This is a genomic window from Eudoraea algarum, from assembly GCF_050589645.1.
GTDB lineage: Bacteria > Bacteroidota > Bacteroidia > Flavobacteriales > Flavobacteriaceae > JBNGOQ01.
The window spans coordinates 627309-654208 of the sequence record NZ_JBNGOQ010000001.1 but is presented as its reverse complement, the minus strand read 5'-3'; the positions used below and the strand labels follow the sequence as shown (position 1 = coordinate 654208).

Annotated in this window: 25 protein-coding genes; 8 read left to right on the top strand and 17 right to left on the bottom strand. The window is 44.9% G+C overall.

The genetic code is table 11. From position 1 onward, the window contains the following. Positions 1-16 precede the first annotated feature (16 nt). Positions 17-1375 (bottom strand): Gfo/Idh/MocA family protein, encoded by a 1359-nt coding sequence (locus ACRD67_RS02975; protein WP_430965548.1) that lies wholly within the window; start codon positions 1373-1375, stop codon positions 17-19. A gap of 141 nt (positions 1376-1516) precedes the next feature. Between ACRD67_RS02975 and ACRD67_RS02970 the strand changes: the two genes are divergently transcribed. Both ACRD67_RS02970 and ACRD67_RS02965 read left to right on the top strand, forming a co-directional pair. After that, positions 1517-2401 (top strand): nucleotidyltransferase family protein, encoded by an 885-nt coding sequence (locus tag ACRD67_RS02970; protein ID WP_430965547.1) that lies wholly within the window; start codon positions 1517-1519, stop codon positions 2399-2401. A gap of 11 nt (positions 2402-2412) precedes the next feature. After that, the gene (locus tag ACRD67_RS02965) at positions 2413-3480 is read left to right on the top strand and encodes a phosphotransferase enzyme family protein (protein WP_430965546.1); all 1068 of its coding nucleotides are present in this window, start codon (positions 2413-2415) and stop codon (positions 3478-3480) included. Here the strand turns inward: ACRD67_RS02965 and gap are convergent. Together gap and ACRD67_RS02955 are read right to left on the bottom strand one after the other, a co-directional pair. Beyond that, positions 3477-4466 (bottom strand): type I glyceraldehyde-3-phosphate dehydrogenase, encoded by a 990-nt coding sequence (gene gap / locus ACRD67_RS02960; RefSeq protein ID WP_430965545.1) that lies wholly within the window; start codon positions 4464-4466, stop codon positions 3477-3479. The two genes, ACRD67_RS02965 and gap, sit on opposite strands and share 4 nt — an antisense overlap. A 21-nt stretch (positions 4467-4487) precedes the next feature. Continuing rightward, the gene (locus ACRD67_RS02955; protein WP_430965544.1) at positions 4488-4904 is read right to left on the bottom strand and encodes a nuclear transport factor 2 family protein; all 417 of its coding nucleotides are present in this window, start codon (positions 4902-4904) and stop codon (positions 4488-4490) included. 273 nt (positions 4905-5177) lie between these two features. Here ACRD67_RS02955 and ACRD67_RS02950 point away from each other — a divergent pair, with 273 nt between their 5' ends. Further along, a complete protein-coding gene (locus ACRD67_RS02950; RefSeq protein WP_430965543.1) occupies positions 5178-5504 on the top strand; it encodes an ArsR/SmtB family transcription factor in 327 nt (108 codons plus the stop codon). A gap of 85 nt (positions 5505-5589) precedes the next feature. Then, positions 5590-6465 (top strand): phosphatase PAP2 family protein, encoded by an 876-nt coding sequence (locus ACRD67_RS02945; RefSeq protein ID WP_430965542.1) that lies wholly within the window; start codon positions 5590-5592, stop codon positions 6463-6465. 42 nt (positions 6466-6507) lie between these two features. On the opposite strand, the gene ACRD67_RS02940 is transcribed toward ACRD67_RS02945, so the two are convergent. The 3 genes from ACRD67_RS02940 to ACRD67_RS02930 all read right to left on the bottom strand — a co-directional run bounded on the left by ACRD67_RS02940 (position 6508) and on the right by ACRD67_RS02930 (position 10029). Next, positions 6508-7962, bottom strand: coding sequence for a pyridoxal phosphate-dependent decarboxylase family protein (locus ACRD67_RS02940; protein ID WP_430965541.1), 1455 nt, complete (start codon positions 7960-7962; stop codon positions 6508-6510). Between the two features lie 112 nt (positions 7963-8074). Beyond that, the gene (locus ACRD67_RS02935; RefSeq protein ID WP_430965540.1) at positions 8075-9082 is read right to left on the bottom strand and encodes a GNAT family N-acetyltransferase; all 1008 of its coding nucleotides are present in this window, start codon (positions 9080-9082) and stop codon (positions 8075-8077) included. Between the two features lie 158 nt (positions 9083-9240). After that, the gene (locus ACRD67_RS02930; RefSeq protein WP_430965539.1) at positions 9241-10029 is read right to left on the bottom strand and encodes an MBL fold metallo-hydrolase; all 789 of its coding nucleotides are present in this window, start codon (positions 10027-10029) and stop codon (positions 9241-9243) included. Positions 10030-10261: 232 nt separating this feature from the next. Here ACRD67_RS02930 and ACRD67_RS02925 point away from each other — a divergent pair, with 232 nt between their 5' ends. Both ACRD67_RS02925 and ACRD67_RS02920 read left to right on the top strand, forming a co-directional pair. Beyond that, entirely contained in the window at positions 10262-11356 is a 1095-nt protein-coding gene (locus tag ACRD67_RS02925) for a sensor histidine kinase (RefSeq protein ID WP_430965538.1), read from the top strand. Continuing rightward, on the top strand, positions 11353-12114 hold the full coding sequence (locus tag ACRD67_RS02920) for a LytR/AlgR family response regulator transcription factor (RefSeq protein ID WP_430965537.1): 762 nt from the start codon (positions 11353-11355) through the stop codon (positions 12112-12114). Before ACRD67_RS02925 ends, ACRD67_RS02920 begins: the two co-directional genes overlap by 4 nt. Before the next feature lie 83 nt (positions 12115-12197). Here the strand turns inward: ACRD67_RS02920 and ACRD67_RS02915 are convergent, their stop codons facing one another. The 11 genes from ACRD67_RS02915 to ACRD67_RS02865 form a co-directional block, all read right to left on the bottom strand. Then, positions 12198-12719 carry a DinB family protein gene (locus tag ACRD67_RS02915; protein WP_430965536.1) on the bottom strand — a complete coding sequence of 174 codons (522 nt, stop codon included), beginning with the start codon at positions 12717-12719 and terminating at the stop codon, positions 12198-12200. A gap of 172 nt (positions 12720-12891) precedes the next feature. Next, a complete protein-coding gene (locus tag ACRD67_RS02910; RefSeq protein ID WP_430965535.1) occupies positions 12892-13614 on the bottom strand; it encodes a hypothetical protein in 723 nt (240 codons plus the stop codon). Between the two features lie 33 nt (positions 13615-13647). Further along, positions 13648-15447 (bottom strand): alpha/beta hydrolase, encoded by a 1800-nt coding sequence (locus ACRD67_RS02905; protein WP_430965534.1) that lies wholly within the window; start codon positions 15445-15447, stop codon positions 13648-13650. Between the two features lie 45 nt (positions 15448-15492). Beyond that, positions 15493-16668 (bottom strand): FG-GAP repeat domain-containing protein, encoded by a 1176-nt coding sequence (locus ACRD67_RS02900; RefSeq protein ID WP_430965533.1) that lies wholly within the window; start codon positions 16666-16668, stop codon positions 15493-15495. A gap of 157 nt (positions 16669-16825) precedes the next feature. Continuing rightward, complete coding sequence (locus ACRD67_RS02895; protein WP_430965532.1) at positions 16826-17746, bottom strand: TolB family protein; 921 nt, start codon at positions 17744-17746, stop codon at positions 16826-16828. Positions 17747-17762: 16 nt separating this feature from the next. Next, complete coding sequence (locus ACRD67_RS02890; RefSeq protein WP_430965531.1) at positions 17763-18170, bottom strand: DUF1761 domain-containing protein; 408 nt, start codon at positions 18168-18170, stop codon at positions 17763-17765. 65 nt (positions 18171-18235) lie between these two features. After that, positions 18236-19054: a helix-turn-helix domain-containing protein gene (locus ACRD67_RS02885; protein ID WP_430965530.1), complete on the bottom strand. Its 819-nt coding sequence runs from the start codon at positions 19052-19054 to the stop codon at positions 18236-18238. 296 nt (positions 19055-19350) lie between these two features. Beyond that, positions 19351-19980: a response regulator gene (locus ACRD67_RS02880; RefSeq protein WP_430965529.1), complete on the bottom strand. Its 630-nt coding sequence runs from the start codon at positions 19978-19980 to the stop codon at positions 19351-19353. Between the two features lie 227 nt (positions 19981-20207). After that, positions 20208-20339 (bottom strand): hypothetical protein, encoded by a 132-nt coding sequence (locus ACRD67_RS02875; protein WP_430965528.1) that lies wholly within the window; start codon positions 20337-20339, stop codon positions 20208-20210. A 279-nt stretch (positions 20340-20618) separates the two neighbouring features. After that, the gene (locus ACRD67_RS02870; protein WP_430965527.1) at positions 20619-22235 is read right to left on the bottom strand and encodes a PorP/SprF family type IX secretion system membrane protein; all 1617 of its coding nucleotides are present in this window, start codon (positions 22233-22235) and stop codon (positions 20619-20621) included. Between the two features lie 201 nt (positions 22236-22436). After that, complete coding sequence (locus ACRD67_RS02865) at positions 22437-23720, bottom strand: cell envelope biogenesis protein OmpA (RefSeq protein ID WP_430965526.1); 1284 nt, start codon at positions 23718-23720, stop codon at positions 22437-22439. A 338-nt stretch (positions 23721-24058) separates the two neighbouring features. Between ACRD67_RS02865 and ACRD67_RS02860 the strand changes: the two genes are divergently transcribed. Both ACRD67_RS02860 and ACRD67_RS02855 read left to right on the top strand, forming a co-directional pair. Then, positions 24059-25315, top strand: coding sequence for a cation:proton antiporter (locus tag ACRD67_RS02860; RefSeq protein ID WP_430965525.1), 1257 nt, complete (start codon positions 24059-24061; stop codon positions 25313-25315). A 433-nt stretch (positions 25316-25748) separates the two neighbouring features. Further along, positions 25749-26162: a hypothetical protein gene (locus ACRD67_RS02855; RefSeq protein ID WP_430965524.1), complete on the top strand. Its 414-nt coding sequence runs from the start codon at positions 25749-25751 to the stop codon at positions 26160-26162. Positions 26163-26900 lie beyond the last annotated feature (738 nt).

Below are 26900 nucleotides of genomic sequence, written 5' to 3'. Positions count from 1 at the left end.
AGGTATGTCCATCAGCTTAAAAATTCCCGTTGATCCAGTTATACGGTTTCCGCTTTATCCATAGACCCCGAGTAAAATCCGGAAAATTCTGGACCGTTCCATTGTTTTCAATGGATGCTTCGGACAGGGGTGTTATGGCACTCCACGCGGCCGCATCATAGACGTCCAGTGGAGGTGCAATGTTCAATTTAGCAGATTCAACAAAGGCGTTGATCACAAAAAAGTCCATCCCTCCATGTCCGGCGCCTTCCGCGTATTCCCCGTATTTCTTCCAAAGCGGGTGGTCATATTTTTGCAACCATTCGTCTGCCTTGTCCCATTTGTGGGGTTCCGATTTTCCTTCGATATAAATCCGATTTCCATCCACTTCCCAAAGCCCATTGGCACCTTGCACCCGAAACCCCAGCGAATAGGGTCGCGGCAAATTACAATCGTGGGTTACAATAATGGTCTCACCCCTAGCGGTTTCCAAGGTAGAGGTAATGACATCTCCTTGTTTAAATTTAATCTTTGCATTGGGATGGTCCTTTCCGCCCTGTTTCACAATATGGTTGTGCAGACCTATGGCCTTTGAAGCGTTGGCGGTCATGGACACAAAGCGGTTTCCCCTATTGATATCGGCCATGACAGCAATGGGGCCTACCCCATGAGTGGGATAAACATCCGCGTTACGGGTTATGGAATGTTGGGTTCGCCATCTGGCCTCGGAAATCGCGTTTTCACCAAATTCCACGCCGCCGCCATAGGGCTGTTTTCCGTTGTTGAACTTTACTTCCCGTAGATCGTGCTGATAGCCACATCTAAAATGTACCAGTTCGCCAAATACATTTTGCCGCACCATGTTCAATATTGCCAGGACATCCCTGCGGTAATTTACGTTTTCCAAAATCATCAGGTGGGTGCCCGTTTCCTCATGGACATTCACCAGATCCCAACACTCCTCCAAGGTATTTGCCGCCGAGACCTCTAGCCCGACATATTTTCCTGCCCGCATGGCATCTACCGCCATACGGGTATGCCACAACCAGGGTGTGGCTATGAGCACTGCATCCACTTCCTTAGTACCGAGGAGATTTCGATAATCATAATCGTTCTTCCCATATATTTTTGCAGGCTTGGCCCCAGATTTGGCAATCAGGTCCTTGGCGATCTCTATTCGGGACTCATCTATATCACAAAGGGCGGTGATATTGACATCCTTTCTCAGCAAAAGATTTTTCAGATGATTGGTCCCTCTGAGGCCTACCCCGATCAGCCCCATTTTGAGCTTGGCATCCTGCTCCCCATCCAACAAGTCGTGCGTAAGGCCGGGGGCCACAAAAACACCCGTGCCCAATACGGAAGTATCTTTGATAAACTTTCTTCTTGAATTCATAATTTTCGGTTATTTAATCGGTGGCAGTTTAGTCCGGTTTGCCCGCCGCAGCATATCTTTGAACCCGTTGAAAATAGGAAAATATTCTTGGAGTAGTTTATTTCAGCTTTAAAAATTATTTTTGCGACAGAAAAATACAAGATGGTTTTACTATTAATGGCAGCTGGTCGTGGGAGTCGGTACGGAAAGCTTAAACAGTTCGATGAAATGGGTCCGAATGGGGAGTTCCTTATGGAATTCAGTATTTATGACGCTATAGAAAACGGCTTTGACCATATCATCGTGGTGACGAGCAAGGATAATGTCGGCTTTTTGCGAAATTACTTGTCCGACAGATTACCGACAACGGTTAAATTGGATATTGTTCCCCAAGAAATAACGGACCTCCCCGAACCTTCCGAATTTTCAGGGAAACGTGAAAAACCTTGGGGCACGGCCCATGCGGTCTGGTCTGCCAGAAGACTTATTTCAACCCCTTTTGTCGTCATCAACGCTGATGATTATTACGGGAAGAAAGCCTATGCGGACTCGGCCCAGTTCATCCGGACACATTTAGAGGGAACTGGGTTTGGACTTGTTGGATATGCCTTGAACAACACACTTTCGGAACACGGTTCCGTTTCCCGTGGTGTTTGTAATTTACAGGGCAATACCTTGCGTTCCGTTAAGGAACATACCCAATTGGAACGTCAAAATGGACATGTTATCGATCGGGATTCCGGAGCGGAATTTACGGGCGAGGAACTGGTAAGCATGAACTTCTGGATCTGCAGGCCGTCCCTATTTGAACACATAGAACACTACTTTAAACAATTCCTGAAGGATCAGGAAAACATTGCTGGCGGGGAGGTCTATTTGCCGTTTGTTATTCAGGAAATGGTACAACGCCAACAGGTTTCCGTAGAGGTCATCCCCTCCAATGGTAACTGGTTCGGGGTTACCTACGCAAACGATAAGGAAACCTCGCTGCAACGCTTGAAGGAAATGACGGAAGCGGGCAGATATGCCTCACCACTCTGGAAATAGTACAATATCCTGTGGACAAATTAAAAAAAAACGAGCTGGGTTCGCTACTGGAACATTTCTCCATAGAAAGGAAGCCCTACCTCTTTGTGCCCATCAATGATGGCCTGATCAATGACACCTATCGGGTTCTGGACCAGGACACATCGGTGTACATATTGCAGCGTATCAATCATAACACGTTTAAAGATATTGAAGGGCTCATGTCCAATGTGAAAAATGCGTTACAATATCTCAAGGATACCGATTATGCTCCCATTAGCCTTGTACGCACCAAATGGGGAAAATCCTATTTTGAGGATGCTGAAAAAGGTTTTTGGCGTTTAATGACCTACATAGATCAAAGTACTGCCCATAATACCGCAGAAAATGAAAAAATCGCTTTCGAAGCTGGGAGAATCGTAGGGAAGTTCCACACCCTTTTACAATATGCTCCAAAAACGGCTTTTGTAGAAACCATTCCCGACTTCCACAACCTCAGGGTCCGGGAAGTCCAATTTGAGCAGGCGGTGGTTTCGGCCAAAAAGGAAGCCTTGGAAAAAGCGAAAGGTGCAATTGCCTTTGCAAAAGACACCTTCCCGTTATTTTCTGATTTATCCACCGGGGATCTGCCTGTGCGGATTTGCCATAACGATACCAAACTCAACAACATCCTTTTTTCGAAGGTCACGGACAAGTCACTTTGCCTAATTGATTTGGATACCGTTATGACGGGCCACTTTTATTACGATTTTGGCGACGCGGTACGGACCATTGTCAACTCGGCCAAGGAAGATGAACGGCAACATGGAAAAATTTCCTTTGACCGCCGCTTCTTTGAAGCTTTTTTGGACGGACTATCCTTGAACGGCTCTTTCCTAACGGCAAGGGAAATTGAATTGCTGCCGTTAGGAGCGGCCTTTATGCCCTTTATACATGGGCTACGCGCTTTGACCGACTATTTGGATGGCAATAGGTACTACAAGGTGACCTACGAAAATCAAAACCTCGACAGATGTCTAAGCTTGTTCAATTTCACCCAAAAAACGCTGGTCCTATTGGATTACATGAAAATTACAACAGCAGAAAAGTTGGGCCGTTAAATTTCCAGTATCTGCCGAATCATCTGATTGGTAAAGCCCCACTCATTGTCATACCAGGTCATGATCTTTAAGAGGTCACCGTCCACTACACGGGTCATGCTCAGATCTACTGTAGAGGCATAGGGACTTTTAACAATGTCCGAGGAAACAATGGGTTCATAGGTAGTGGCCATAACATTTGCGTAGCGCGCAGTGCTGGCTTCCTCCTCCAAGATGTCATTCACCTCTTGCACCGTAACCGGTTTTTCCGTAACAAAGGTCATATCCGAGATCGATCCTACGGGAATAGGTACCCGTATGGCCACGCCGTCAAATTTACCGGCAAAAGCCGGCAAGGCCTTGGTAGTGGCAATGGCGGCACCTGTTGTGGTAGGCACCAAATTGGCGGCTCCTGCCCGGCCCATCCTAAAGTTCTTTTTGGATACGGCATCTACCATTTCCTGAGAAGCGGTATACGCATGAACTGTGGTCATTATGGCTTTTTTGATCCCTATACGTCGGCCCAGGACCTCCACGACCGGACTAATATTGTTTGTGGTACAACTGGCACAGGAAAAGATACTGGTCTTTCCGTCCTCGGAATTGACCCCATGTACTACGGTAGGGGTATCGGCACTTTTGGTAGGTGCAGAAATTACCACGGTCTTTGCCCCTGCCTTAATATGCCTTTCGGCATCTTCACTTAGCGTAAACATCCCAGTGCTTTCAATAACGATCTCAATGTTGTTCTCTGCCCAGGGCAGTTCCTCCGGATTGCGTTCGGAGGTGTATTTTATCGTTTTCCCATCAATGACCAAGTTCCCCCCATCAGTACCGATCTCCTTGTCATAAATACCGTATACGGTGTCGTATTTTAAAAGGTAGGCGATATTCTCAATGGGTACCAGGTCGTTCACAGCTACCAACTCCAATTCCGGGGTATCCAGAATAACTTTTAGGGAGGCCCGCCCTATGCGACCCATCCCGTTAATGGCAATTCGTTTCATATGTTGTTCTTTTTTAGGTTTTTATTTTAATCTTCTTTCGGTCTCTTTGATGGGAAGGTCATTGATGCTAGCATAGCGTTTTTGCATGAGCCCATCGGCGTTGAACTCCCAATTTTCATTTCCGTAGGCCCGGTACCATTGCCCACTGTCGGTACGGTACTCGTATTCAAAGCGCACGGCTATCCTGTTATCGGCATGTGCCCAATATTCCTTTTTAAGTTTATAGTCCAGTTCGTGGTCCCACTTTCGGGAAAGGAATTCCCGGATCTGTTCACGACCGCGAACAAATTGGGCCCTGTTGCGCCATTCGCTGTTCGGGGAATAGGCCAGGGATACTTTTTCAGGATCCCTGCTGTTCCAGGCATCTTCTGCCAATTGAATTTTTTGCTTGGCCGTTTCCAGCGTAAAAGGAGGTAAGGGTTTTTTTTGCTCGCTCATTGTGTTTGTATTTTACCAATCGTTCGGTAAAAAAGTCGTTCCGCTACCCTTTTCCTTACGTTTTAGGCCTTAAAAAAGTTCGCTCCCTAAAACTCCAAAAAAATAGCACAAAAAAAGGGAATGACCCCATTATTTTTATGTTATTTTTTGAGTGTCAAAAGCAAAGGGAGCCCTCCCGTGGTTCATTTCCCCTATAGCGAATCGGTCCATTTTCGTGTAAAATGATGCATCAAGGCCCAATCATATTGTATATTTGTTGTAAACGATATAAAAATGAGGATCAGAACGCAAATTTCCAGCAAGTATATTGAGGAGACAGATATCAGGACCGCGGAAATAGCCAATGCCCTGGCCCACCCGTTACGGGTTGCCCTGGTCCGGTATTTGAGCACCAAAAATTCAGGCAAGGGGGTAGACAATGTGACCTGTAACAAAGATCTAGTGGAGATGTTTGACTATTCGCAGTCTACCGTATCCCAACATGTAAAAATTCTCAAGGACGCCGGACTGTTTATAACCGAAAACAAGGACAAATACACCTACTATTACCTAAACACCGATTTGCTACAAGAGTTTTCCGAATTCTTCGCTATTTCATAAAACCTTGGTGGGTTTATTTTTTTTTGTAAATTCGTATATCGCTTATAAGCGATTTATATTATTAACCTTTTTAAAATCATCCGTCATGGCAAACAAACTTATTTTAGTTCTGGCCCTCCTTGGAACCAGTGCTCTTCTTTCGCAGAACCTCCACTCCCTTGAAGCCGCCAAGAACCATTATAAAGAATTAAAGGAGCTGAGCACAGATCCACGACCCGAGCAGGCCCCAATGGACAAGATTGTCTTCCCGTCTTCCCAATACAGCAGTGGTACCTTGATCTATACCATGATCACTCCGGAATATCTGACCCAGAATGAGGTAAGTAGTCTTAAAAGCTCCTTGCAATTCCCTGCAAACAGCTCCGAACAGACCAGGGCAGAGCTCGACTTTCTTCTGGAATGGCAAACCAAAAGAACCGCCGCACAGAAAGATAGGGCCTCCAATGTTCTGGCCCCTATAGGCTATTGGCCCCATATTGGCATATTGGAAAACCATTCCCGTTATGAAACCAATAGGGAACACCTGTTTTATGTAGGTAGGGTGGTGTTGGGCGAGGAGTGTGCAGCAGACAACTATCCCGCAACCACCGCCCTTCTAGAAGGTATTACCAAAGATATGCGGCTCATGGAGTTTACGGTGAAGTACCATTTGCTACGACCAAGACCGTATCACCTGGAACCCAAATTACGTCCCTTAGCGACCATCTCATCCCCCTCCTTTGCCAGTGGGCATACGCTTTGGGCCTATATTCATGCCTTTATATGGAGTGAACTGGTGCCCGGGAAACGGGCAGAATTCCTGGCCGTTGCCTACGAGGTCGGGGAATCCCGTGAAATTATGGGCATTCATTATCCAAGTGATGAGGAGGCCGCCAGGGTACTTGCCCACAACATGCTCACTGCCATGTGGGACAACCCTAAGTTCAAAACCGATTTTGAGAAGGCCAAATCTGAATGGTAAGACCTTGCAATTCCCAAAAACGCTACCTTATTGGGTAGCGGTTCAAAGCAGTTGCTCCTTGGCATCCTTAAGAAGTGAAAGCCGAATTTTTCTAATTTCACCAATAAGGTCCTTGATATGTGCCAAGGTGGTTCTTTCACTCATAAATACGAGGCGTAGATACCTTTCCCCGTTAAACAACACTGTGGTAATATAATACCTTCCCTCATCGGTCAATCGCTGCCTAATATCCATTTGGGTCTTGCTATCTCCCTTGATCTTAAAACACAATATATTACTCTGAGGCCTTACGGGACATTCAAAATCCACAAGTTCATTAATATAGTCATAGGCCTGTAAGGCCAGTCCATATTGACGGTCAATGTATTTTCCCAATCCCCGTTCTCCTAGGGCCCCCAACACAAAGAACAGTTTTTCGCCCAGACCGGATTTGGTCGTTTCCAAGGTCCTATGTATGAAGTCGAATCCAGGCTGTTGTTTTTGGTGAAAGAGGTAACTGGCGTCCAGTGAAATCTGGAGTCCTTGGTCCAGATGCTTATGGTCCCTAAGCAATAGGGCCGCACACAAGGAGGGTGTCTGCAATAATTTATGGGCGTCCCATACCAGAGAGTCTGCCTTTTCAACACCTTTGAGAAGTCTGCCATAGGTATTGGAGAGCAATGCGCTGGCGCCGTGCGCCCCATCCACATGCATCCACAGCGCGTTTTCCTGGCAAAAATCGGCGATTTCATCGAGTGGGTCATAAATACCAACGGCCGTACTGCAGGCATTTGCCACTAAGGCTATGGGCCGTTTGCCCTCTTGCAGGGTTCTCTTGTAGCATCTTTGGAGTCGATCGGGGCGAATGGCCCCCATTTCATCCACATCTACAAAACGAATGGCTTCTGCTCCAATGCCCATGACGCCGGCAGCTTTGGCCAGGGAGTAGTGCCCTTTGGAGGGCAGTAAAATAGATAAATTAGAAGGCGTTCCCTTTTCCCAAACATCCGGTACCAATGCGCTTCGGGCAATTACCAGGGCCGTCAGGTTGGCGAGGGAACCCCCATCGACCAATACCCCACCTCCAAAATCTTGATCTTTCACCCTATGGGCCAAGGTAGTCGGGGCCTTTTTCCAGCCTACCTTTTCCAACATCCAGTTGATCAAAAAATATTCCATACAGACCGAAGCCGGTCCCATTTCATAAATGGAGGACACATTGTTGGTAAAGGCGTTGACAAAAGTGCCCAAGGCAGCTGCATAGTGGGGAGCAGCACATTGGTGTCCAAGATAGGCAGGATGGTGCAACCTGGTGTTGTAGGCCAAATATTTGTCCAAAAAAAGTTGCAGTTTCTTCCCCTCCAGTCCCCCTTTTTTGGCATAATATTCCAAATCCAGATCGCGTACAACCTGATCCAATCTTTTTTGGTCGATTACGGGTTTTCTAGCGGAAATGGAATCGTTGTAAAATCTATCCAAGGCCTGGGCCACAATGGTAATGTCTGCTTCGAAGGGCATGTTTAGTTCATTATATCGTTTATTGCTAATATACGATATTAATAATAATTCCGATACACCACTAGGGCTGTTTTTCGGGATTTTGTAAAACCCATTACAATCGCGCTACCTATCAAAGCGGCATACGAAAACCGAAAACGGGAAGATCTCCTTGCATAAAATCCAAGTCGCCCGATCTCTTAAAACCCATATTTTCATACATCTTCCAAGCGGTCTGCATGGCCTTGGTGGTATGGATAATCAGCTGGGACCGTCCGGAGGCCTTGGTCCTTTCAATGCATTCTTGAGTAAGTTGTTTTCCAATGCCTAGACCGCGGGCCTTATGATCCACGGCCAAAAGCCGAAATCCCGAAGCGTCTTTTTCCAAGGTTGCCGTACCCCCAGAGCCATAGTATTGCATATCGCCGAAATACACCACGCCCCCCAGAATCTCTCCCCTGGGAGCGACTGCCACCAAAAGTGCGGCCCGCGGTTTCTTGGTAAGGGAACCGATATTGGCTAGCATCTCATAATATTCGGGTTGTTCATGCCGATCCGGAAATCCATCCAAACGGGAGTAGACTTGGACCATCAGTTTTCCCACGGCACCAAACTCCGAAGGTTTTGCATTTCTTATGGTAAATTTCCCCGGTGGGGAAGCTCGTTGCTTCCCGTATCTTTCGGCATATCGACTCGTGAAACTTTTTTCATTTAAATTTTGCTCAAGCCGATACAGCCCCTGGAGCAATGCATCATCAACAAACCCCCGAATTACGCCCAGGATATTTGCCCACTCCTCCTCGAACCCCGGTAATTCGCGGAGGGCCTTTTTGGAGAGACTTAGGAATTGTTTTCTCCGGTCCTTGGGGTCTACCAAACTTTCCAGATATCCACCCTGCTTCATCTGTTTCGTAATCTTTATTACCGCGGGATGGGAGAACCTGAGGCGTTGTGAAATATCGGTCACCGTAAGTTGCCCCTCTTTTTTAAGAAGCAAAAAAATAAGGTGCCAATTGGGTTCAATACCAATGTTGATCTGCTTATAGTGCTCCCGTGCACTGTACACCAATGTATCGCTGATTCTTTTGAACCTGGCGGTGAAGCCAAGATCGCCCAAATCGTCCAAAAAATCCTCTTGCATTTTTTACGTAACTAGTTACACAAATATAAAAAAATATTCGTAACCAGTTACGTAACTCCAATAATGCCCTGCTTAGGGCAGTACAACAGGCGAAAAGGGGTTTGGCCAGCGTAAGGCAGACCGACCGACCCGCTTCCCGCCCTGGTTGTGCTACTGTATTAAAAGGCGATGCTTTCCATGCGTTTCCCAAAAATTTTTCCCTTCGTTATGCCCCTTTGCATGGCCTTTTCCATGGCGTCCGCTCCACCGTTTTGGGTGACAATGTTGTCGGTTCTGCCACTGTGATGCGCCATAAGTATCCAGCGGGGTGAGAACAAGGTTTTTATGGAATCTATATAGTACGCTCTTACCAAGGGCCATTTGTTGGCAATGACCAAATCCGTTTTGCCATACCGTTCACCTAATTTTCCCAGGACTTCCTTATGGGTCACTCCTCCATTGAGATATACCAGGCCCATTTCCTTTCCCCGAAGTCCCAGCCCTATGTTCTCTACCCCCGAATGGTTGAACCGAAGGATATGTCCCGAAAAAGGTCCCGATTGAAAAGGTTCCAAGGCATTTTCCTCAGGATAGGAGATGCTAATCCGGGACTTGAGGGAAGTACTAAGTCCCTTGTCCTGTAGCACCTTATAGGCCTCAGGCGTAAGTATCACATGGGCCTCCTTATTGGCCTTGAGATGTTTCAGGACGGCGGTGGCATTAAAATGATCGCCGTGCACGTGACTAATAAAGATTAATTTTACCTTGGAAAAAACACCTTCGGCCCTTGCTATTTCGTCATCCGGATTCAGGAGTGCGTCAATTAATATCCCACCTTGCGGCGTATCTATGTAAAAGCCCGAATTTTCTATCCAATTTACGCGGTTCCCGGATTCCTGTTCCTTTGCAATTCCCTGGCCCCAAAGGAATAGGGTGCCCAGAAAAAAGCTGATTATGGAATATGCCATGGACATGATGGTATTTTTGGACGGTGCAGGACTAAAGATAACTATAGGGACATCTATAACTATTGCGCTCGGGAACAATCATTGTCATTGGCAACATTTTATGGCCTTTGCCGCATTTTTTATTGGAATTTTAGAAATACAGACCACCTTTTTTAGTTCCTAAGGCCCCTGGCTCCATATACACAGGGAGAAAGGAATATGCCTTAGCTAAAATTAATGTGTAACTTTCTATATGCAAATTTTAAGAAAACAGAAACCTCCCATACCCCATCGATTCATCTATCTGGCCACGGTGCTTATCAGCTTGGTCATCGTTCTACAGTTTGTTAGCACCAATGCCCAAGGAGAGTTTGTGATTAGACTCAATTATATAGTCCTTTTCATTATCAAATATTTTGTCTGGGCCTTATTGATCGATTTCGTTTATGGCATGGGGAACCTGTTGGACAAAGCGGTCCTTAGGGATTACAAAATGGCTTTTACCCTGCTATGCAACATCGTGCTTCTTACCTGCTTGCATTTCTTGATTTCCAATTTCATTTATTATATGGTTTTGTTTTGTACGGGAGATGCAAATCCAAAGTGTATTTTGCCCACGCTCTACCGCATTCTCCCGGAAGTGTTTATGAGCCGTATAGTTGATCTTTTTGCTATCCTTCTGATTCTTAAGGTTATAGATGCTTATCGGGTTTCAAAGAATCGAAAAATGCAGATTACCAACCTCAAAGGTCAGTTGCACCTGGCCCAACTCCGTTCGTTGCGTGCCCAATTAAACCCCCACTTCCTTTTTAATTCGCTGCACGCCGTGCAGACCCTTATTGGTTATGATGATGTAAAGGCGAAGGCCATGGTTATAAAAATCAGCAATTTATTGCGAAAAATGTTAGATCAGGAAGATCGGCAGCTGATCAGTTTGGAGGAAGAACTGACCTACCTCAAGGACTACCTGGATATTGAACAGGAACGTTTCCACGATCGTCTTTCCATTATATTGGAGATTGATGAGGCCACCAAGCAAATGCTGGTACCACCACTGTTGCTGCAGCCGCTTGCGGAAAACGCGATCAAGCACGGTATCTCCCTCTTGGAACGCCATGGGGAAATTTCCCTGGTCACCACGGCCAAGGACAATGGCCTTCAAATCGAAATGAGCAATACCATGCCCTTAGCACCAAAGGAGACCCCTGTAAGTTCTACCAAACTGGGTCTCAGAAACATAAAAAATAGGCTTTCCCAATTGTTCAAAGAGGATTATACCCTCAGTTTTGATAAAAGTCCGGGAGTTTTTAAACTTACACTAACCATTAAAAACATCGGCAAATTATGAGGTCTACCGTATTGATCGTTGATGATGAGCCACATGCGCGCAGATACTTGCGAGAATTGTTGAGCAAGGACCATGATATAGAACTGGTGGGGGAATGTAAGAACGGAAGGGAAGCCCTGGCCCAAATTGAAAGTAAAAAACCGGATATCCTATTGCTGGATATCCAAATGCCGGGTATTAACGGCATTGAAGTGGCCCACAAACTAAAGGAAAGCTCCTGTATCGTCATATTCACTACAGCCTATGATCAATATGCATTAAAGGCCTTTGAGGCAGAGGCCTTAAATTATTTGCTCAAACCCTTTAATGAAGATCGGTTTTTTAAAGTGCTGGATCGGGCCAAGGAAATGACTGCGCTCCAACAGCATGCTCAACTGGGCGAAAAGATGATGGGGCTCTATAGCGATTTTAGGCAAGCTCATTCTCCCCATCTTACCCAATTTACCTTTAGGGAAAACGGATTGGACAGAACCATACCTACCATGGATATCATTTTTATTGAAGCCCGATCCATCTATGCCATTTTAAATACAGCCGATGATGCCGTACTGTACCGCGCGGCATTAAACCTATTGGAACAGCAGCTTCCTACCAACTTTTTGCGGATTCACCGTTCGTACATTATCAATATGGACCATGTGGAACGGTTTACCTACCTGAACAACAATACCTTTTCCTTTTTGATGACGGACAATACCGAACTGATTTCCAGTAGGTCTTACAAAACTGCAATATCCGAAAGATGGTCCGGTCAATAACGACTTATAAACAGAAAAGGCCTGAAAAACAGGCCTTTTCCTTACATGAAGGGCATGACTAATTTGTGACTAATTCAATGCAATCAAAGCAACCAGCTTGTAGACTTGGCCGGGGCTATACCCTTCAATCTCATGTATATGGTAATTTTTCCGTGTTCCCGTTGCAAATGGTGTTCGGTAAGCATTAATGCTTCCATTCTGGAAAGTGTTTGTCCAAACATATCGATGTTCTCATCGTATCCCTGTATTTTGGGTAGCGTAGCGATCACATAATCAAAAGATGCTTCCAGGTCCTTGATGATGGCGTCCTTGCCCGATACCTTTTCCAAGGTGTTTTTATTGGCCACATTGTTGTCTTCCCCTGCCAAAAAGCCCACAAAAAAACGATTGGATGTGGTAATATGTTTTACCTGATCGGCAAAACTACGGAGACCTTCTGCAGGTATCAGGTCAAAATGTTCTTCTGGCATCTGCTGCGCCGATTTTACCACCATATTCTTCATGTTCTTCCAGGCAAATACCATACGTTCGGTTGCGATGGACTGCGCCGAAATGGTCGATATACTAATTATTGTAACCAGTAAAAATCCTAGTGTTTTTTTCATCAGAACTGTTTTTTAGATGGGAGCAAGTAAGAAAATATAAATGAGCCTTTGCCGCGTTTTGATGCAAGTGTCATTTATTGATGCAAATGGTTATATTCCCGATATATCTTACCCAAGCCCGAACAAAGTTTCCTCTGCATCTTCGGTTTGCTAAAAGAGGGGAAGTATCGGGCTATTTCGGCGTTAACCTAAAATCATCCAAATGTAGCACAGGGTTCCATACTACCTCGGTAATTTCAAAATCCACCAGAAGGCTATCGTTTCCAAACAACGCCATCTTTTTGGGAAAGAGGACCTTTCCCTCTTGTCGGTATTCGGAAAATACCGTTTTAAAGCGTACGCCCTTGTATTGTTCCTCGGCCGAATATTCCTCTACCATTTCCAGGAGTTGCGTCCTTGTATTGATATAATACTGTTGAACGTCCCATTCAGATTTATGTAGGCTGATCTTTGCGTAGTTTTGGTCATTGATCAAGGTATCCTTTAGCCGCTCCATGGAATGGCCCCTTTCCTTGTAGAAAATCAGTTCGTCAAAAAAATCGGCTTCTTCGTGCATTTCATACCGCATGCCCGAGGACATTTTTTCAAGGGTGCCCTGCCTTCCGATCTGGCCCTTCTCCCCATCGTAGGTCAGTATCTCGGAGCCGCTGCTCAATGTAAAGACGATTTTGTAACAATGCGGTTTAAGCATATAATGTTCGGAGACGCTCATATGGTCCCCAAACTCGCCTATCATCTCCAATTTAAAGGATTTTATGGCTCCCCATGCTTCCTTTCCCCCTACTTTTTCAATATAGGAATCAAGTAGGGAATCTGCTTGGGCCCTGGTTCCCATCATAACAAGACATAAGAGGATAGTAAAAACGATTTTTTTTCTGTTCCGTATGGTACTCATGGGTCTTTCAATGTTGGTTGGCGCACGCATTAATCACCCTGCATTGGCCGCGTGGCCAGATAGGAACGTAAGGATTTGCCCAAAATAGACCTCAGGGGATTCCAACCATCCAAAGTGAGCACAATCCTTGAGTATCACCAGTTTTGAGTTTGGAAAAATCGCGTGGCTGGCGCGACCAACTTTGGGGTCTATGACATCATTGTCCCCTTGGATAATAAGAACCGGTTTGTTGAACCGCTTCATTTTGCCACTCAGATCAAATCGGTTTCTTTGCATGTCCCTCCAGACCATGCTATGGACCTTGGGATAAAAACGCGTACTAAAAGCCAAACCTCTGTATACCTGATCCTTAAGCTCCTGGTCAAACACATAGCCACCGGCCAAGAGTCTTGCCCGGTATTTGTAACGAACATCAGGATCTTTCACCTTGGTCAGTTCGGCAAGTGCTTTGCGTTCCGCATCGGTCAACCTGGCCTGCAAACGTCTATTTGTTTCGGGTGCAAAGCCCAGGTTCATTCCGCCAGAGTGTGACAGCACCATTTTTTTTATCTGGTCTGGATATTTGGCCGCATAGGCCATGGCGTACATCCCTCCGAAGGAATGCCCCATAAGATTTATTTGACCGTACCCCAGATGTTTCCGCAACGCCTCCAAATCATCCACCATACTGCTCATGTCAATGGAGGTGCGCCCACTTATCATGGAAGAATATCCCGTGCCCCTTTGATCAAACAGGACCACCGTACGCTGGTCCGCCAACTTTCTGGCCAGGTCTAAAAAGTGATTGCTCGGAAAGCCTGGACCACCGTTGAGTAGGAAAAGAGGCTCCCCCTTACCGAAAGTCCTGTAGGCCAAAGCAACATCGTTCCTAAACAGGTAGCTATATCCTGTTCTGTTTTTATTGATGTATTGGATGATTTTGTCCCTGTAGCCACTTTTTTCGCTAAAGGCCAGATTTCGAAACAGGCCCGAATGATCTTTATCCCTAACATGAAGAAATTCCATGTTTCCATAAGCCGCTTTTTTTGCAGCACGTTCCAAAATTCTCGTGTACTCATAGCTATCTGTCTCTGAGACAACCAGCATGGGAATCCATTGATTTTCCATGTAGGTCGTAGGTGATGCCTGTACCAGTTGCTTTCTGGTGCTACCAAAGACCGCCGCGACGTGATTCTCTGCCATGGCTTTTCCATTATATTTTAAATGGGTGTCATAATAGGCCTCAATGTCATAGGCCCCGGCTATGGGAATGGCCCCCTTAATATCCCTTATCGACCTACCTTCCTTGGCCAAATAGCTCGGGTCCATGGCCAACAGGGCCGATAAATGCGCCCCTGCAGAATACCCACTTACAAAAATAGCGTGTTTATCATATCCGTATTTTGAAGCCTTATCGTAAATCCAGGCAAAAGCCCGGGCCACATCCTTAATATGCTCCGGATGTTGAATACCCTGTGTACGTTTGGGATCCTTCCAGGTTCCAGGGCTTAATCGATAACCAACAACGGCAACGGCAATTCCTTGTCCGGTAAACTTTCGGGCCAGCTCGGTCTCGTCCTTACGATCTCCAAAAGCCCAGGCCCCGCCGTGTATCCATAACATCATGGGCGGATTGTCCACATCATTAGGGATAAAAAGGTTAAGCCGATGTTTGCTATCGTCATAATCTGCCCCCTCATAATAGGGGATATCATAGATTTCCTGAAAATCCCTTTGTACGGGCTTATCGGTCAATACCGTCATGGACCCTGCAAGTTGGGTGCATCCCAGAATGCCCAAAGGAAAAACTGTTAGGACAAACAGTATTTTTAACAACCCTATTTTGATTTTCACGATCACAGCTAAAAATATATCCAGGACCATTGCTTGGCCCCTGGCTTAGTTTTGCTCCCTAAACAAAAGGATATCCTTTCCCCTAAAGTTACACAAATAAACATCCATTAATCCATCGGCATTAAAATCAGCCACTTGGAAGTCGAAGGTGTAACTGTTACATTCCGGAAAATATTCCTTGGTCCTATCCACAAAACGGCTCTTGCGATCGTTTAGGAGTACGATCATTTGTGTGCCGTTAAATCTATTGCCGGAAAGGATATCCATATAATGATCATTATTTACATCAAAAAAGGTGGCCCCTACGGTACGGTAGGCACTTTTAGGCAGTGCCTCCTCTGTAATCTCCGTAAAGTAGCCTTTACCATCATTTATCAAAAGCCTATTCTGTGGATTGCCAAATCCCCGAAAATCAACGTTTGCAAAGAAAATGTCAAGATCTCCATCCGCGTCGATGTCCGCCACTTCCACCTCGCGCGTCTGGTCGTTTACCCGGGGCAATCTTTTTTTGGACTCGTCTACAAAACTTCCCTTGCCCGAATTGATCAACACCCTGTTATAGGTCTCGTTCGCCTCTACCATGTCCAAATCCCCATCACCGTCCAAATCGGCAAGTTCCAGATCCTGGGTGGTATAGGTATTGGATGTCAGATAGGCGCTCGTACGGTCAAGAAATTGGCCTTTGCCGTCGTTCAACAGGACAAAGTTCTGTCCTTGGTTGCCCACAATTAGGTCGGGGAAACCATCCGAGTTAAAATCTGTGGTCCCTACCAGGTTTGAGATTCCTTTTACTTTCAATAGTGCACTCGCGTTCTCAAAATAGCCATTCCCCTTGTTTAGGTAGTATTCATTGGTGCGGTCGTCCTCACTAACAAAAACGATATCCATATCACCGTCCTGATCAAAATCGGCTATGGCCATATCTTCGGAATCGTGTTGGCTGTCCGGAAACCGCTGTGCACTCTGGTCCTCCAGTTTTCCGGTACCATCATTGATCAAAATGACATTTCTTTTATATTCCATGGCCAATATCATATCCATATCCCCATCCTGGTCTATGTCAACGGCCTCGCCATCCATGGAATTGTTCCCTAGGCGGGTACTGATAAGATGTGTGTCACTAACGTTCTTAAACCCTGGCGCCTCTTCCCTGATGGCGCTATCTGCCGCGAAAGCAAATAGCGCTGTAAACAGAACATACCGTAAAACAGGGTATACCATCAAGGGTTCGTTTTATGATTGAATAAAAGCCTGTACCCTAAAAATGCATTAAAATTTTAAATAGGCTTATGAATATGTTGTAGGATACAATTTTTGATCTGGACAACATTGCTATTATAGGTTTCCCTAGAATGTTAGGCAAGAAAGCCCTTGCCGCTCAGGGTTTTTGTTTTTTTACAAACACCGGGGCGTACTGTTCTATTTCATCTTGGGTCAACCGGAGGGTAGTACCCTTAGGGTCCCTGAGATACAGTTCGTAACCGTCCCGATTGTTCATGGAAGCTTCAAAGACCAAAAAACCCTGATCGTTCCAACTGTGAAACACCTGATTGTTCTCTTTCTTGGTAAGGGCTTTTAGGCCAGCACCGTCCGGGTCGATTTCATAGATATCGTAATTACCATTCCGTTTGGAACCAAAGGAGATGCTGCCATCCCTGGGCCATCTGGGTGCTGCGGACAAATAACCCGCCCACTGTGCCTTTTCGTCGGCCTCTGGATGCGAGGTAAGCTTTGTGACCTTCCCGGACCCTATTTCCAGTCGGTAAAGTTCATCGGTAAACCCCAATTCCCTGGGCGATGCTTTGGTCGCTCCCCTGAAAACGATCTGCTTCCCATCTGGGGAAAAAGCGGGATCGTTTATATAGGCCAGGTCTATGGAAATGCGGTCTATTACCTCGCCCTTAAGGTTAATGATATAAAAGCCGGAAAAGTCTTTCCCTGCAGGTTTTACAACGAACTCACTCCCCTGTTTTCTAGCAGAAAACCAGCTGTCGGCAAGTTGAAAGTCGGTCATCTTTCGCAGCTTTCCCGAGTTTACCTCCATCTCATAAAGGTAGAAGCAGCGGTTACAGCTATCTCGGTCAGAAAGAAGATAAATCTTGTTTTCAAAAGCGTAATACACCCAGTCTACCCCGGGGTGCTTCGATAAATTCCGTTGGTTGCTCCCATCCATATCCATAAGGTACACCTCGTAGTCTCCGGACTGGGCATCCTCCAATACATTGTATGCAATCTGATACGTGTCCTGCGCCGCACAGGAAAGGGCAAAAATCAGGCTTAAAAACAGGGAAATCCTCATAGGTTGCTTTTTTAGGTTATCGCCATATTCCAAGAACAAATCCGATCAATGAAAAATAGAAAACAATATAACCCCCGTTGATTAGGATATACTTCCAGGATTTTAATTCAAAAATCGCAATGGTTGCAAATATCATAGCGCTCCATCCAAAACCGGCCAGGAAGCCAGCAGTGGTCCCCCAGGTCCAATCCGTTCCAGGGTCCCCGAGAAAAAAGGCCATATTATAGGACATAATGAGTGCCAACAAAAAGCTGATGAGATACATCTTACCCATATTCACCTGTTTGAAATCCTCATCGCTCAAGGCATTTTCTTTCTTCCACGCTTTGTAGAAAAGGGCCGGGGAGTACCATAAGGCCCCTACAACCAGGTTTAACAGTGCGCAGACAAATACCGCGATGTGATTAATGTAGATGGTTTCCATATTCGGTCAATTAGTTAAACTGTCACAAAGAAATGGTAACCGACCGAATCGGCATTGTAAAAAATTTACCTTATGGGCACATAATGGGGCCAACCGCCCTGCTCGTCGATGTATTTTTTGGGATTCAAGCCCGAAAAAGCCTTGAAATCCTTGATAAAATGTGCTTGGTCAAAATAACCACAGTCCAGGGCAATACTTGCCCATTCCAATTTCTTCTTTCCATACATGGCATTTAGAATATCGTTGAACCGTATAATCCGATGGTAGTGTTTTGGGGTGAGCCCTACATACTGTTTGAACAGATGGATGAACTGCTTTTGGGAATAGCCCGAGTTGAACGCCATTTCCTGCAGCTTTATTTGTCCCTTGGATTGGTCGATTTCTCCAACAAAGGGCCGCATCGCTTTTTGGAGGTCCGATTTAAAATGACATGACCTCAGTAACCACTGCTCCAACGCTTCGAATTTCTCCTGAATGTCCAATTTTTGTATAAGCTCCCGTCTGAGGGCAAAAACAGGTTCGCCAAAGACCTGCCCGCCGGGAACAACAACGTCCTTAAAGGGGTAGAGCGAATCTTTCAAAAGGGTATGGGCGCCTCCGGCCCTAAAGGTAACCACCATCATTTCGGCATGCTGGCCAGAGCTAATGGTGAGATATTGGGTATGCATTCCCGAAAACCAGACTTTGGTGCATTCCTGCTTTTTTTTCAAGGTCTTGTTATCATAAATGTATTTGGGATCGTCCTGAAGGTCAAAAACAATGTTCGTGGTTCCATCGGGCAGAAAACGTTCCTTGGAATGCTCTGGGGCATATCCTTTGTGATATACCATATTTACCAGGATATTCCCTAGCTCGTTTTTTGGGATATAGGTCTCGAATACCAAGTGCTCAACATTTGGTATAAAGTACTAATTTTTCCAATGGCCCGGAATCATTTGTGCGGTTTATTTGGGATGGATACACATAATTTTTATAAGGTGTTGATTGGTACGGCGGGACTCGAATGCCGGTAAGCGTAGCTTGACCGGCATTCTGATTTCCGCAATGCGGATCATCAGTGGTCCCGCTCCCCCAAAACTTTTATGGAACTCATGTTTTTGGGAGCTACCAATGTAATATGCCCTTAAGATGTAAAAATTGCGTAATTATATTATCATACTCTTTTTTCTAGATTCAATGATTATGCACTATCCAGCAATCGCAATTTGCTCAATGCTTCCGATTTTGAATTCACATCCAGTTTCAAATAGATGTTCTGGATATGGAAATTAACCGTACTAGGGGTAACAAAAAGCTTGTCCGCTATGGTTTTGTAGGTAGCTCCCTGTCCTAGATAATCAATGATCTCGTTCTCCCGATCGGAAAAGGAGTCATAGGATTTCCGTTGGAACATGGAAATCACCTTTTTTGCAATATCATTGCTCATAGTGGCGCCCTCGTACTTGATCGAATTCAAGGCATGGTACAGGCGTTTCTTGCTCACCGGTTTGGTAAGATAGCCATTGGCGCCGTTCTTGAACGCCCTTTTGATCAACTCAAAATCGCTCATGGCACTTACGGTAATGATATTTACATCCGGGTCTTTCTTTCGAAAGTGTCCGATTCCTTCTATGCCACATTCATCGGGCATGGAGGCTTCGGTAACAATAATATCGGGCAATATCCGATCATAGTCCGATAGGGCATCCGCTACCGAAACATAGATTCCTTCCAAGGAATAATCCAAGTACTTTTCAAAATAGTACTTGTACGCGTCATGAAATTGTAGGTCATTGTCGATTACGATAACTTTTAGAATGTTTGACTTCATAGCTCATAGTATTTGATTGTATCATATAAGATTTATTGGGTTGCATTTGGTACGTTTTGCGGGATATCATTTCATAGCATTCCTCATTGATCTTGGGCGCGGGGAATAATTGGAGCGTTAAAGCTCCGTCATCTGGTCGCTACCTTGACGTTTTGGATGTTCGTAACCTTAAACAGGTTGCCCTGTTCAATGTACTATACGCTAAATAAAATGGCTATCCGGTCTTTTTAACAGAGTTGATATCCTCCGGGGTTTTGTAAATAAGACCTAAAAAGAAACTTGTTGGAATCGGCACCTGCTTTTGGATCGATGCCAACAGCTTTTTTTGTGGTGTTCCTGAGGTTAAGATAAGTTTTCATATTGGGGGATTTGAGGGTTATCCAGTAGTTTTTTCTACTACTTTCTATAATTAAATATACTAAAAATATATGTAGGTTTTTCGATTTTGTATGTTTTTTCGTTCAAATGCACCTTACAGTTTTTATCTTTTTATGGGCGCTCGGGTTTTGGGCTAAACTTGCTGATTGTATTCCTGGAATTGCTCGTTTTTAACCGTTTCCATTTTTCCTGTATACAATTTTAGTCAATAGGGACGGGCAATGAGCTATGTATGATGCACCGCCCCCTTGAACTAAAATTTAATCTTCGAACATCACATCGGCCGTTGCCGTGTTTGGGTTATCTACCTGCATAATCCATTTTTCATCCCGGTATTTTCCGTTTAAGTTGGAGACAAAAGCCGTTTGGGCGTCCTTCTTCATATCAAAATCTGCCAGGTACACATAGTACAGACCGTTCTCCTTGTTATAGAACTGTTTTGCGTTTAGGCCTTGGGCCTTTAAACGCTTCATAAAAGCGTTCAACCATTTTTTATTTTTGTACACATTGGCGATAAGATAGTATCCTGATTTTACACCAACGATATCGGACTGGTTGAGGACTTTTATGGGCAACTCAATAAAGCCGTTATGTTCGGCAGCATCCAAACTGGTGGGGGTAACGTGCTCTATGGATGCGACTGCCGTTTCATAGGAAGCTTTAGGCTCCTTTCTTCGGTACTTATTCTCGGAATCATTTTTCGTTTTCATCTCGTTGCGCAAGATCCGCACCATGGTTTCGAACTTTTTTTCCAACATATCGTTTCGAGCGGACTCTATGGAATCTTGGCGTAGGATGAGCTCATCCAAAATCAGACGGTTCTCATAGGCAAGGGTGTTCTCGTCGCCTTCCTGATCTGTGTTCTGTTCCGCCCGTAGCTGCAAAATTTGTTCTTCATAATTTCTTACGACCTCATCGATCGTTGCCTCTTCTGAACTTGCAGTGTAACTGTAGGCAGCGGGAAGCTCATCCTTAAAGGTATACGCCAAGGACAATTCGTGGTTCCAACCGAGGTTGGATTCTATTTGGAAGAAGTTTTTTTCCATTAAATATCCCAGAGATAATTTTTTACTAAGATTGAATCCAAGACCCAAGGACAGCCCATAGTTGTCATCCAAGGTGCTCTGTACCCAACCGTATTCGGGCAGATCCAATAATAGAGAGCCAATGTAGGACAAACTGGCGTCCTCATTTCTGCCCACTTGCAACAACGGCATTAACCTGGCATTGGCAAACAGACCCGAGGTGGCCATAAAGGCATGGGTATATTGGAGCGATGCTTTGACCGACCTGTCATTGAGGTTCATCAGCAACTGATTAGTGCTTTGATTGTAATTGAACAGCTCCTGTGCATACAGCCCAAAATCAAATTTGCCAACAGAAAGGGTGATTCCTGGTTGGATGGAGATTTTACTTTCTTTCTCGGCTTCCAAAAGTGCAGGATCGTTTTCGGCAGCGACCACCCTATTTTTATCGAGTCCTTCGCTCAAATAGGTGAGGTTGGTACCAAAGGTCAATTTGCTCTTCTCACCTAATCGGACAGACGTGGCATAATTGGCATTAAAGCCAAACTCTTGTATTACTCCAGTCCATTGGCCGTAGACGCCAATTCCCAGGGCCGTATGGTCGTTTAACTTGTTGCTGAAGCCCACAAAGTAATTTTGGACATTGTCTTCAAAGGTGGTGTACTGATTCCTGTGCAGTATGTTTAGATAGGATTTGTTTTCCCTAACCAATGAAAAAGTGGGGTTGACCAAAAACCTATTAAAAAACAGTTGATTGTGAAAGGGCGTATTTAAACTGAAATTCGTGTTGATCTGCTGCCCCTCCTGACCGTACGATGGCTGCGCTCCTAGAACCAGGCAAAATAGTATCACTTGGAATACTCGCTTTGTTATGGTAGTGCTATAGTTCATCTTAGTACGTGTTAATATTGTTCTGATAGTTAAGCGTCCGATGTCTCTTTTCGTAAACATGTGCTCTTGCAAACATGGGACCTTAACGATTCTAAGTTAACCTTTTACAGCTGTGGACTCCCTATGAAATACTCATAGTTAACCATCAAGGGTAGATGCTCCTTATTCCTGATCTTCAAAAATGGTCGTGGAATAATCGATTTTTAAATCGTTGTTCAAGGTCTCCAAAAGATTGTACTCCTTTTGCTCCATTGGAGTACTCTTTCTAGTCTCGGAATAGGAGAAGGCCAGCTGTTGAACAACGTCCTTATCCCTATTGCGGTTAGACATGACATAGCCTGTTCCCCTTTCGGTCATAAGTACTATGGAGAAATCGTCCTGATCACTGTTGATCGGGCTGCCCAGGTTAAAGGAACGGCCCACTTTTTTGTGACCTACCTCTGCCAGATAGATATCCAGACCACCATTGCCCTTACGCCCATCGGAAGCAAAAAACAGTGAATTGCCCCCTACGATGTTGGGGTATAGGTCATTCTTTTCCGTATTTACCTTTTCACCCAGGTTTTTCGCAATACCTACCGTACCGTCATTGTGTATGGCCGAAACGTAGATATCGTATTTTCCAAAAGTGCCGGGCATGTCCGAGGCAAAGAACAGACGCTTGCCATCCTCGGAAATCGCAGGATGCATTGCGGAAGCGTGTTTGGGGCACACGGCAACTTCCTGGATATTTTTCCATTGCCCGTTGATCCTATCGGCCTTAAATATTTTGTGGACCAGTTGTTTTTTGGAAAACAAGCCGTACAATGGTTTTACATAGATCGCCTTACTGAAATATGCGGTCTTGCCATCTGCCGTTAGGGCCACCGGGGGCTGGTAAGCGTTTCGATATCCAAGCTTTTCACCTGCATCGGCCCCAAGGTCGTTGCCTTCTCCAATTTCGTATTGGACAAGCTCGCGTAAAGCCTGTGATGAATTATCCACTTGAAAGTTGATCTCTCTGTATTTGCCCGCCAAGGGTTGGGCCTGTTCCCCTTGCTGGGGATTCTTTTTTAGTTGATAGTCCGCCCTGATCTCGGCCAACCAGTCCTGTTCGTTCAAGGTGCCCTCAGCAGGGTTCCTCGACATCTTCATTGCGTATTGATACCGCTTGTGGTAACTGGCACTTACCGCATCGTCCTCACTGATGTCCATGAGTTTTTGATACCAGAAAGCCGCGGTTCCATAATTTTCGGTCAGGAAGTTGACATTTCCCAAGTCCTCAAAAATTTCTTTTTCGGAATACCCTAGCTTTAAAAGTTTCCGATAGTCATCGATTCTTTTATCGGCCTCTCCTATATTTGGATTGCTGACGTTGACTGTCTTGGGACGCTGCGCACTTATAGTACAGCAAAGGAACATAAGAAGGCATCCCAGGGCCACTTTGTAGGTTTTAGATTTTTTCATAAGATTAGATATTGGGGTGTTCATGTGTCCAAAGTTGAAAAAATGTTTTGGAAGCCCTATTAGTAATATTTCATAGGTTTTTCATTTTTTTAACCAATTTCCTATGAATAATTCATAGATATTGCCCTTTTTATTGGATTATCGCATCCTAAGAGCCTCCCGTTTACCCGAAAAAGGACACTTTTTATCGGTTACGATTTGGGCGATTTTTGGAAGAAACCAAGAAAAGTACGGATGAATCCATAAGATCCGCAGCGGCTGATTTTTAGAAAAAAGGGCCGTTGTTGTAATTAAGCGAAACGGGCTTATCTTTAAAACGCCATTAAACCTTAAAAACCATGGACTACTTCCTAATTGCTTCCATCCTTGTATTGTTATCTGCCATTTTTGGGTATATCAATGTGCGTTTCCTAAAACTGCCCAATACCATAGGCTTAATGCTGATCACCATTCTGTTTACCCTAGCTGTTTTTGTAGTCAGTTATTTTGATGACACGCTGCTAAATGCGGAAAGATATATTATTGCCCGTATAGACTTCAAAACATTATTATTGGATGTCATGTTAAGTTTTCTACTTTTCGCGGGAGCGCTCCATACCAATTTTGAACGTCTTAGGGTACAGCGCTGGCCTATTTTTGTATTTTCTACATTAGGCGTCCTGGCGTCCACTTTTTTGGTGGGAACCTTTATGTATTTTGTACTTGGTTCCATGCATCTGGACGTAAATTATATCCATTGCCTCTTGTTCGGGGCCCTAATTTCTCCAACCGATCCCATAGCCGTGTTGGGCATTCTTAAAAAGGCCGGGGTCCCTAAAAAACTGGAAACAAAAATTGTAGGGGAATCCTTGTTCAATGACGGCGTAGGCGTTATTGTATTCCTTACCATATTTCAAATTGCTTCCCTGGGCGGCGAGGCAATTGAGGTCTCCCATATCGCAGAGCTGTTTGTGGAAGAAGTTTTTGGAGGTATCGTTTTAGGGATGGTGCTGGGATGGTTGGCCTATCGATTTATGAAAAGAATCGATGATTATCAAATCGAGGTCATTATAACGCTTGCCGTAGTGATGGTGGGCACGGTAATCGCGCAGAAATTTCATTTTTCGGCACCCTTGGCCATGGTAACCGCCGGACTGTTGATAGGCACCGATCGTGTCCGGGAAAACGCTATGTCCGAACAGACAGAAAACTACGTAGATAATTTTTGGGAGTTAATGGATATCCTCTTGAATACCATTTTATTTGTATTGATCGGTATGGAAATGCTGGTACTTGCTTATGATGGCAGTTACTTGTTGGCCGGATTGTTGGCCATTCCCGTTATTTTGATAAGCCGGTTTTTGTCCTTATTGCTCCCGATCAATTTCTTTAAAAAGAAACTGGATTTTGTTCCCAAAACGAATTTGGTGATGACCTGGGGCGGCCTGCGTGGGGGAATCTCCATAGCATTGGCATTGAGCTTAACGGAAACGATGCACAGGGAGCTATTTCTATTTGTCACCTATGTGGTCGTGGTATTTTCAATATTGGGACAAGGGCTTACTATAGAGCGTTTGGTTAAACGCCTGTACAAGACAAGTGCCCTATCCGGATAAGGGAACGATGGAATTTAAACGATGAAACCGCAGCTGAGACTACCGGCAAAATTCAAACAAACAATCTACTATCCGAGACCTAAAAATGATATAATCCATGATTATAGTTCTACATTGGTCAAAATTTAAACCTCCAAAATAGCGGAAGTTTTTGGATTGAATTGGACAACCTAATGAACGGAGCGGCCCAAGCTGCGCTTTTTATCAAGATCGGTGTCAAGGTCTATCTCATCGTGTTGACCGACAAGAAAATGTACTGGGATATAACCCAAATGATATAGGAGAGCTATTGTTCGGTAAGCCGCACCTTACAAAAAGCAGCTTCCATCCAATATCCTATTTTCCTTAACCAAGAGCTTTTGTTTACGGCAAACAGTAAAATTTAACAAGCAACCCTAACACCAGAATGCGTATCTTATTAAAAAAGAACGCCATGAAAAAAGCATTCCTCTTTTTACTGATGATCGGGCTGCTGGGTTTTGCGGGCTGTAATACCGATGACGACGCAACGGGAGTTCAGATTGTGATCTTGCAGGTCACCGATGCCGACTTCCCGGTCACCTTTACGGTCGGGGAGGTATATACTATAGAAGTGACCTTTTTGATTCCGGATGCCTGCACCTTGTTTGAGGGTTTCGATTTTACCTCCACGGGACTGACCGAGCGACAGATCGTCGCCATAGGCACACGCTTTCCCGAAGAGGCCTGCTTACCGGACATGGAAGAACGTACCGCCACCTTTGATTTTGAGGTATTCCATGATCAGACCTACATTTTTCGGATATGGACCGGCACGGACGAAAACGGGGAGAACGAATTTCTAACCTTTGAAGTCCCCGTCAATTAGGCGGTATCGTCAGCTTAGAGAACATTAACTGGGATTAACAACCATAAAAAGGTGGGGCAATGCCCCACCTTTTTCCCCAAATCTTACCATGAACTTAACCTACTTATGCTATGGTCCTTCAAATGTATCCCAATGGATAGTATCCCCGAATTTTTTCAGTTGAACATCCCTAAAATAAGTCGAACTACCTTCTGTGGGGTTTTGCCCATGCAACCAATTTCCGGATTCCGCCGATGGCGGGACGGGCAGGACTCGAATGCCGACGTTTGCGGCCCGCGACCCGTATCATTTCAGGGCCATGTTGTCCGTGAAGGATGATAACCCCAACCACGGGCCCAAAGCTCAGAAAAACAAAAAGCCAACTTGCCTTTATGTGTTATGCTGATTTCAATTTTTGTGATAACAATTGAATCGGGTTCAGGCCAAAAAAGACAATCATTATAAAGGTTGTCGATTTTGCGCTAACAGAATAGTACTATTGAACAGCGGTCTTTGGTTCTGCTGATACGCCTTTGATTCAATGGTCTTTAATGGCGGTCTACACTGGCACACTGGAACAATTGGCACACGGGGTCAAGGGCTAATAGGGAGTTAAAAAAAATATAAATAGAGTAAGCCCTTGTAAAAGCTAACGCGGTACGCTACCCGATACTTTAATTTTGAAGAATTGTTTCCCGTGGATCGTTAGAGCGGACGGTGTTTTTATAGGGAAAGCTCGTGACCACTTTTACTAACCAA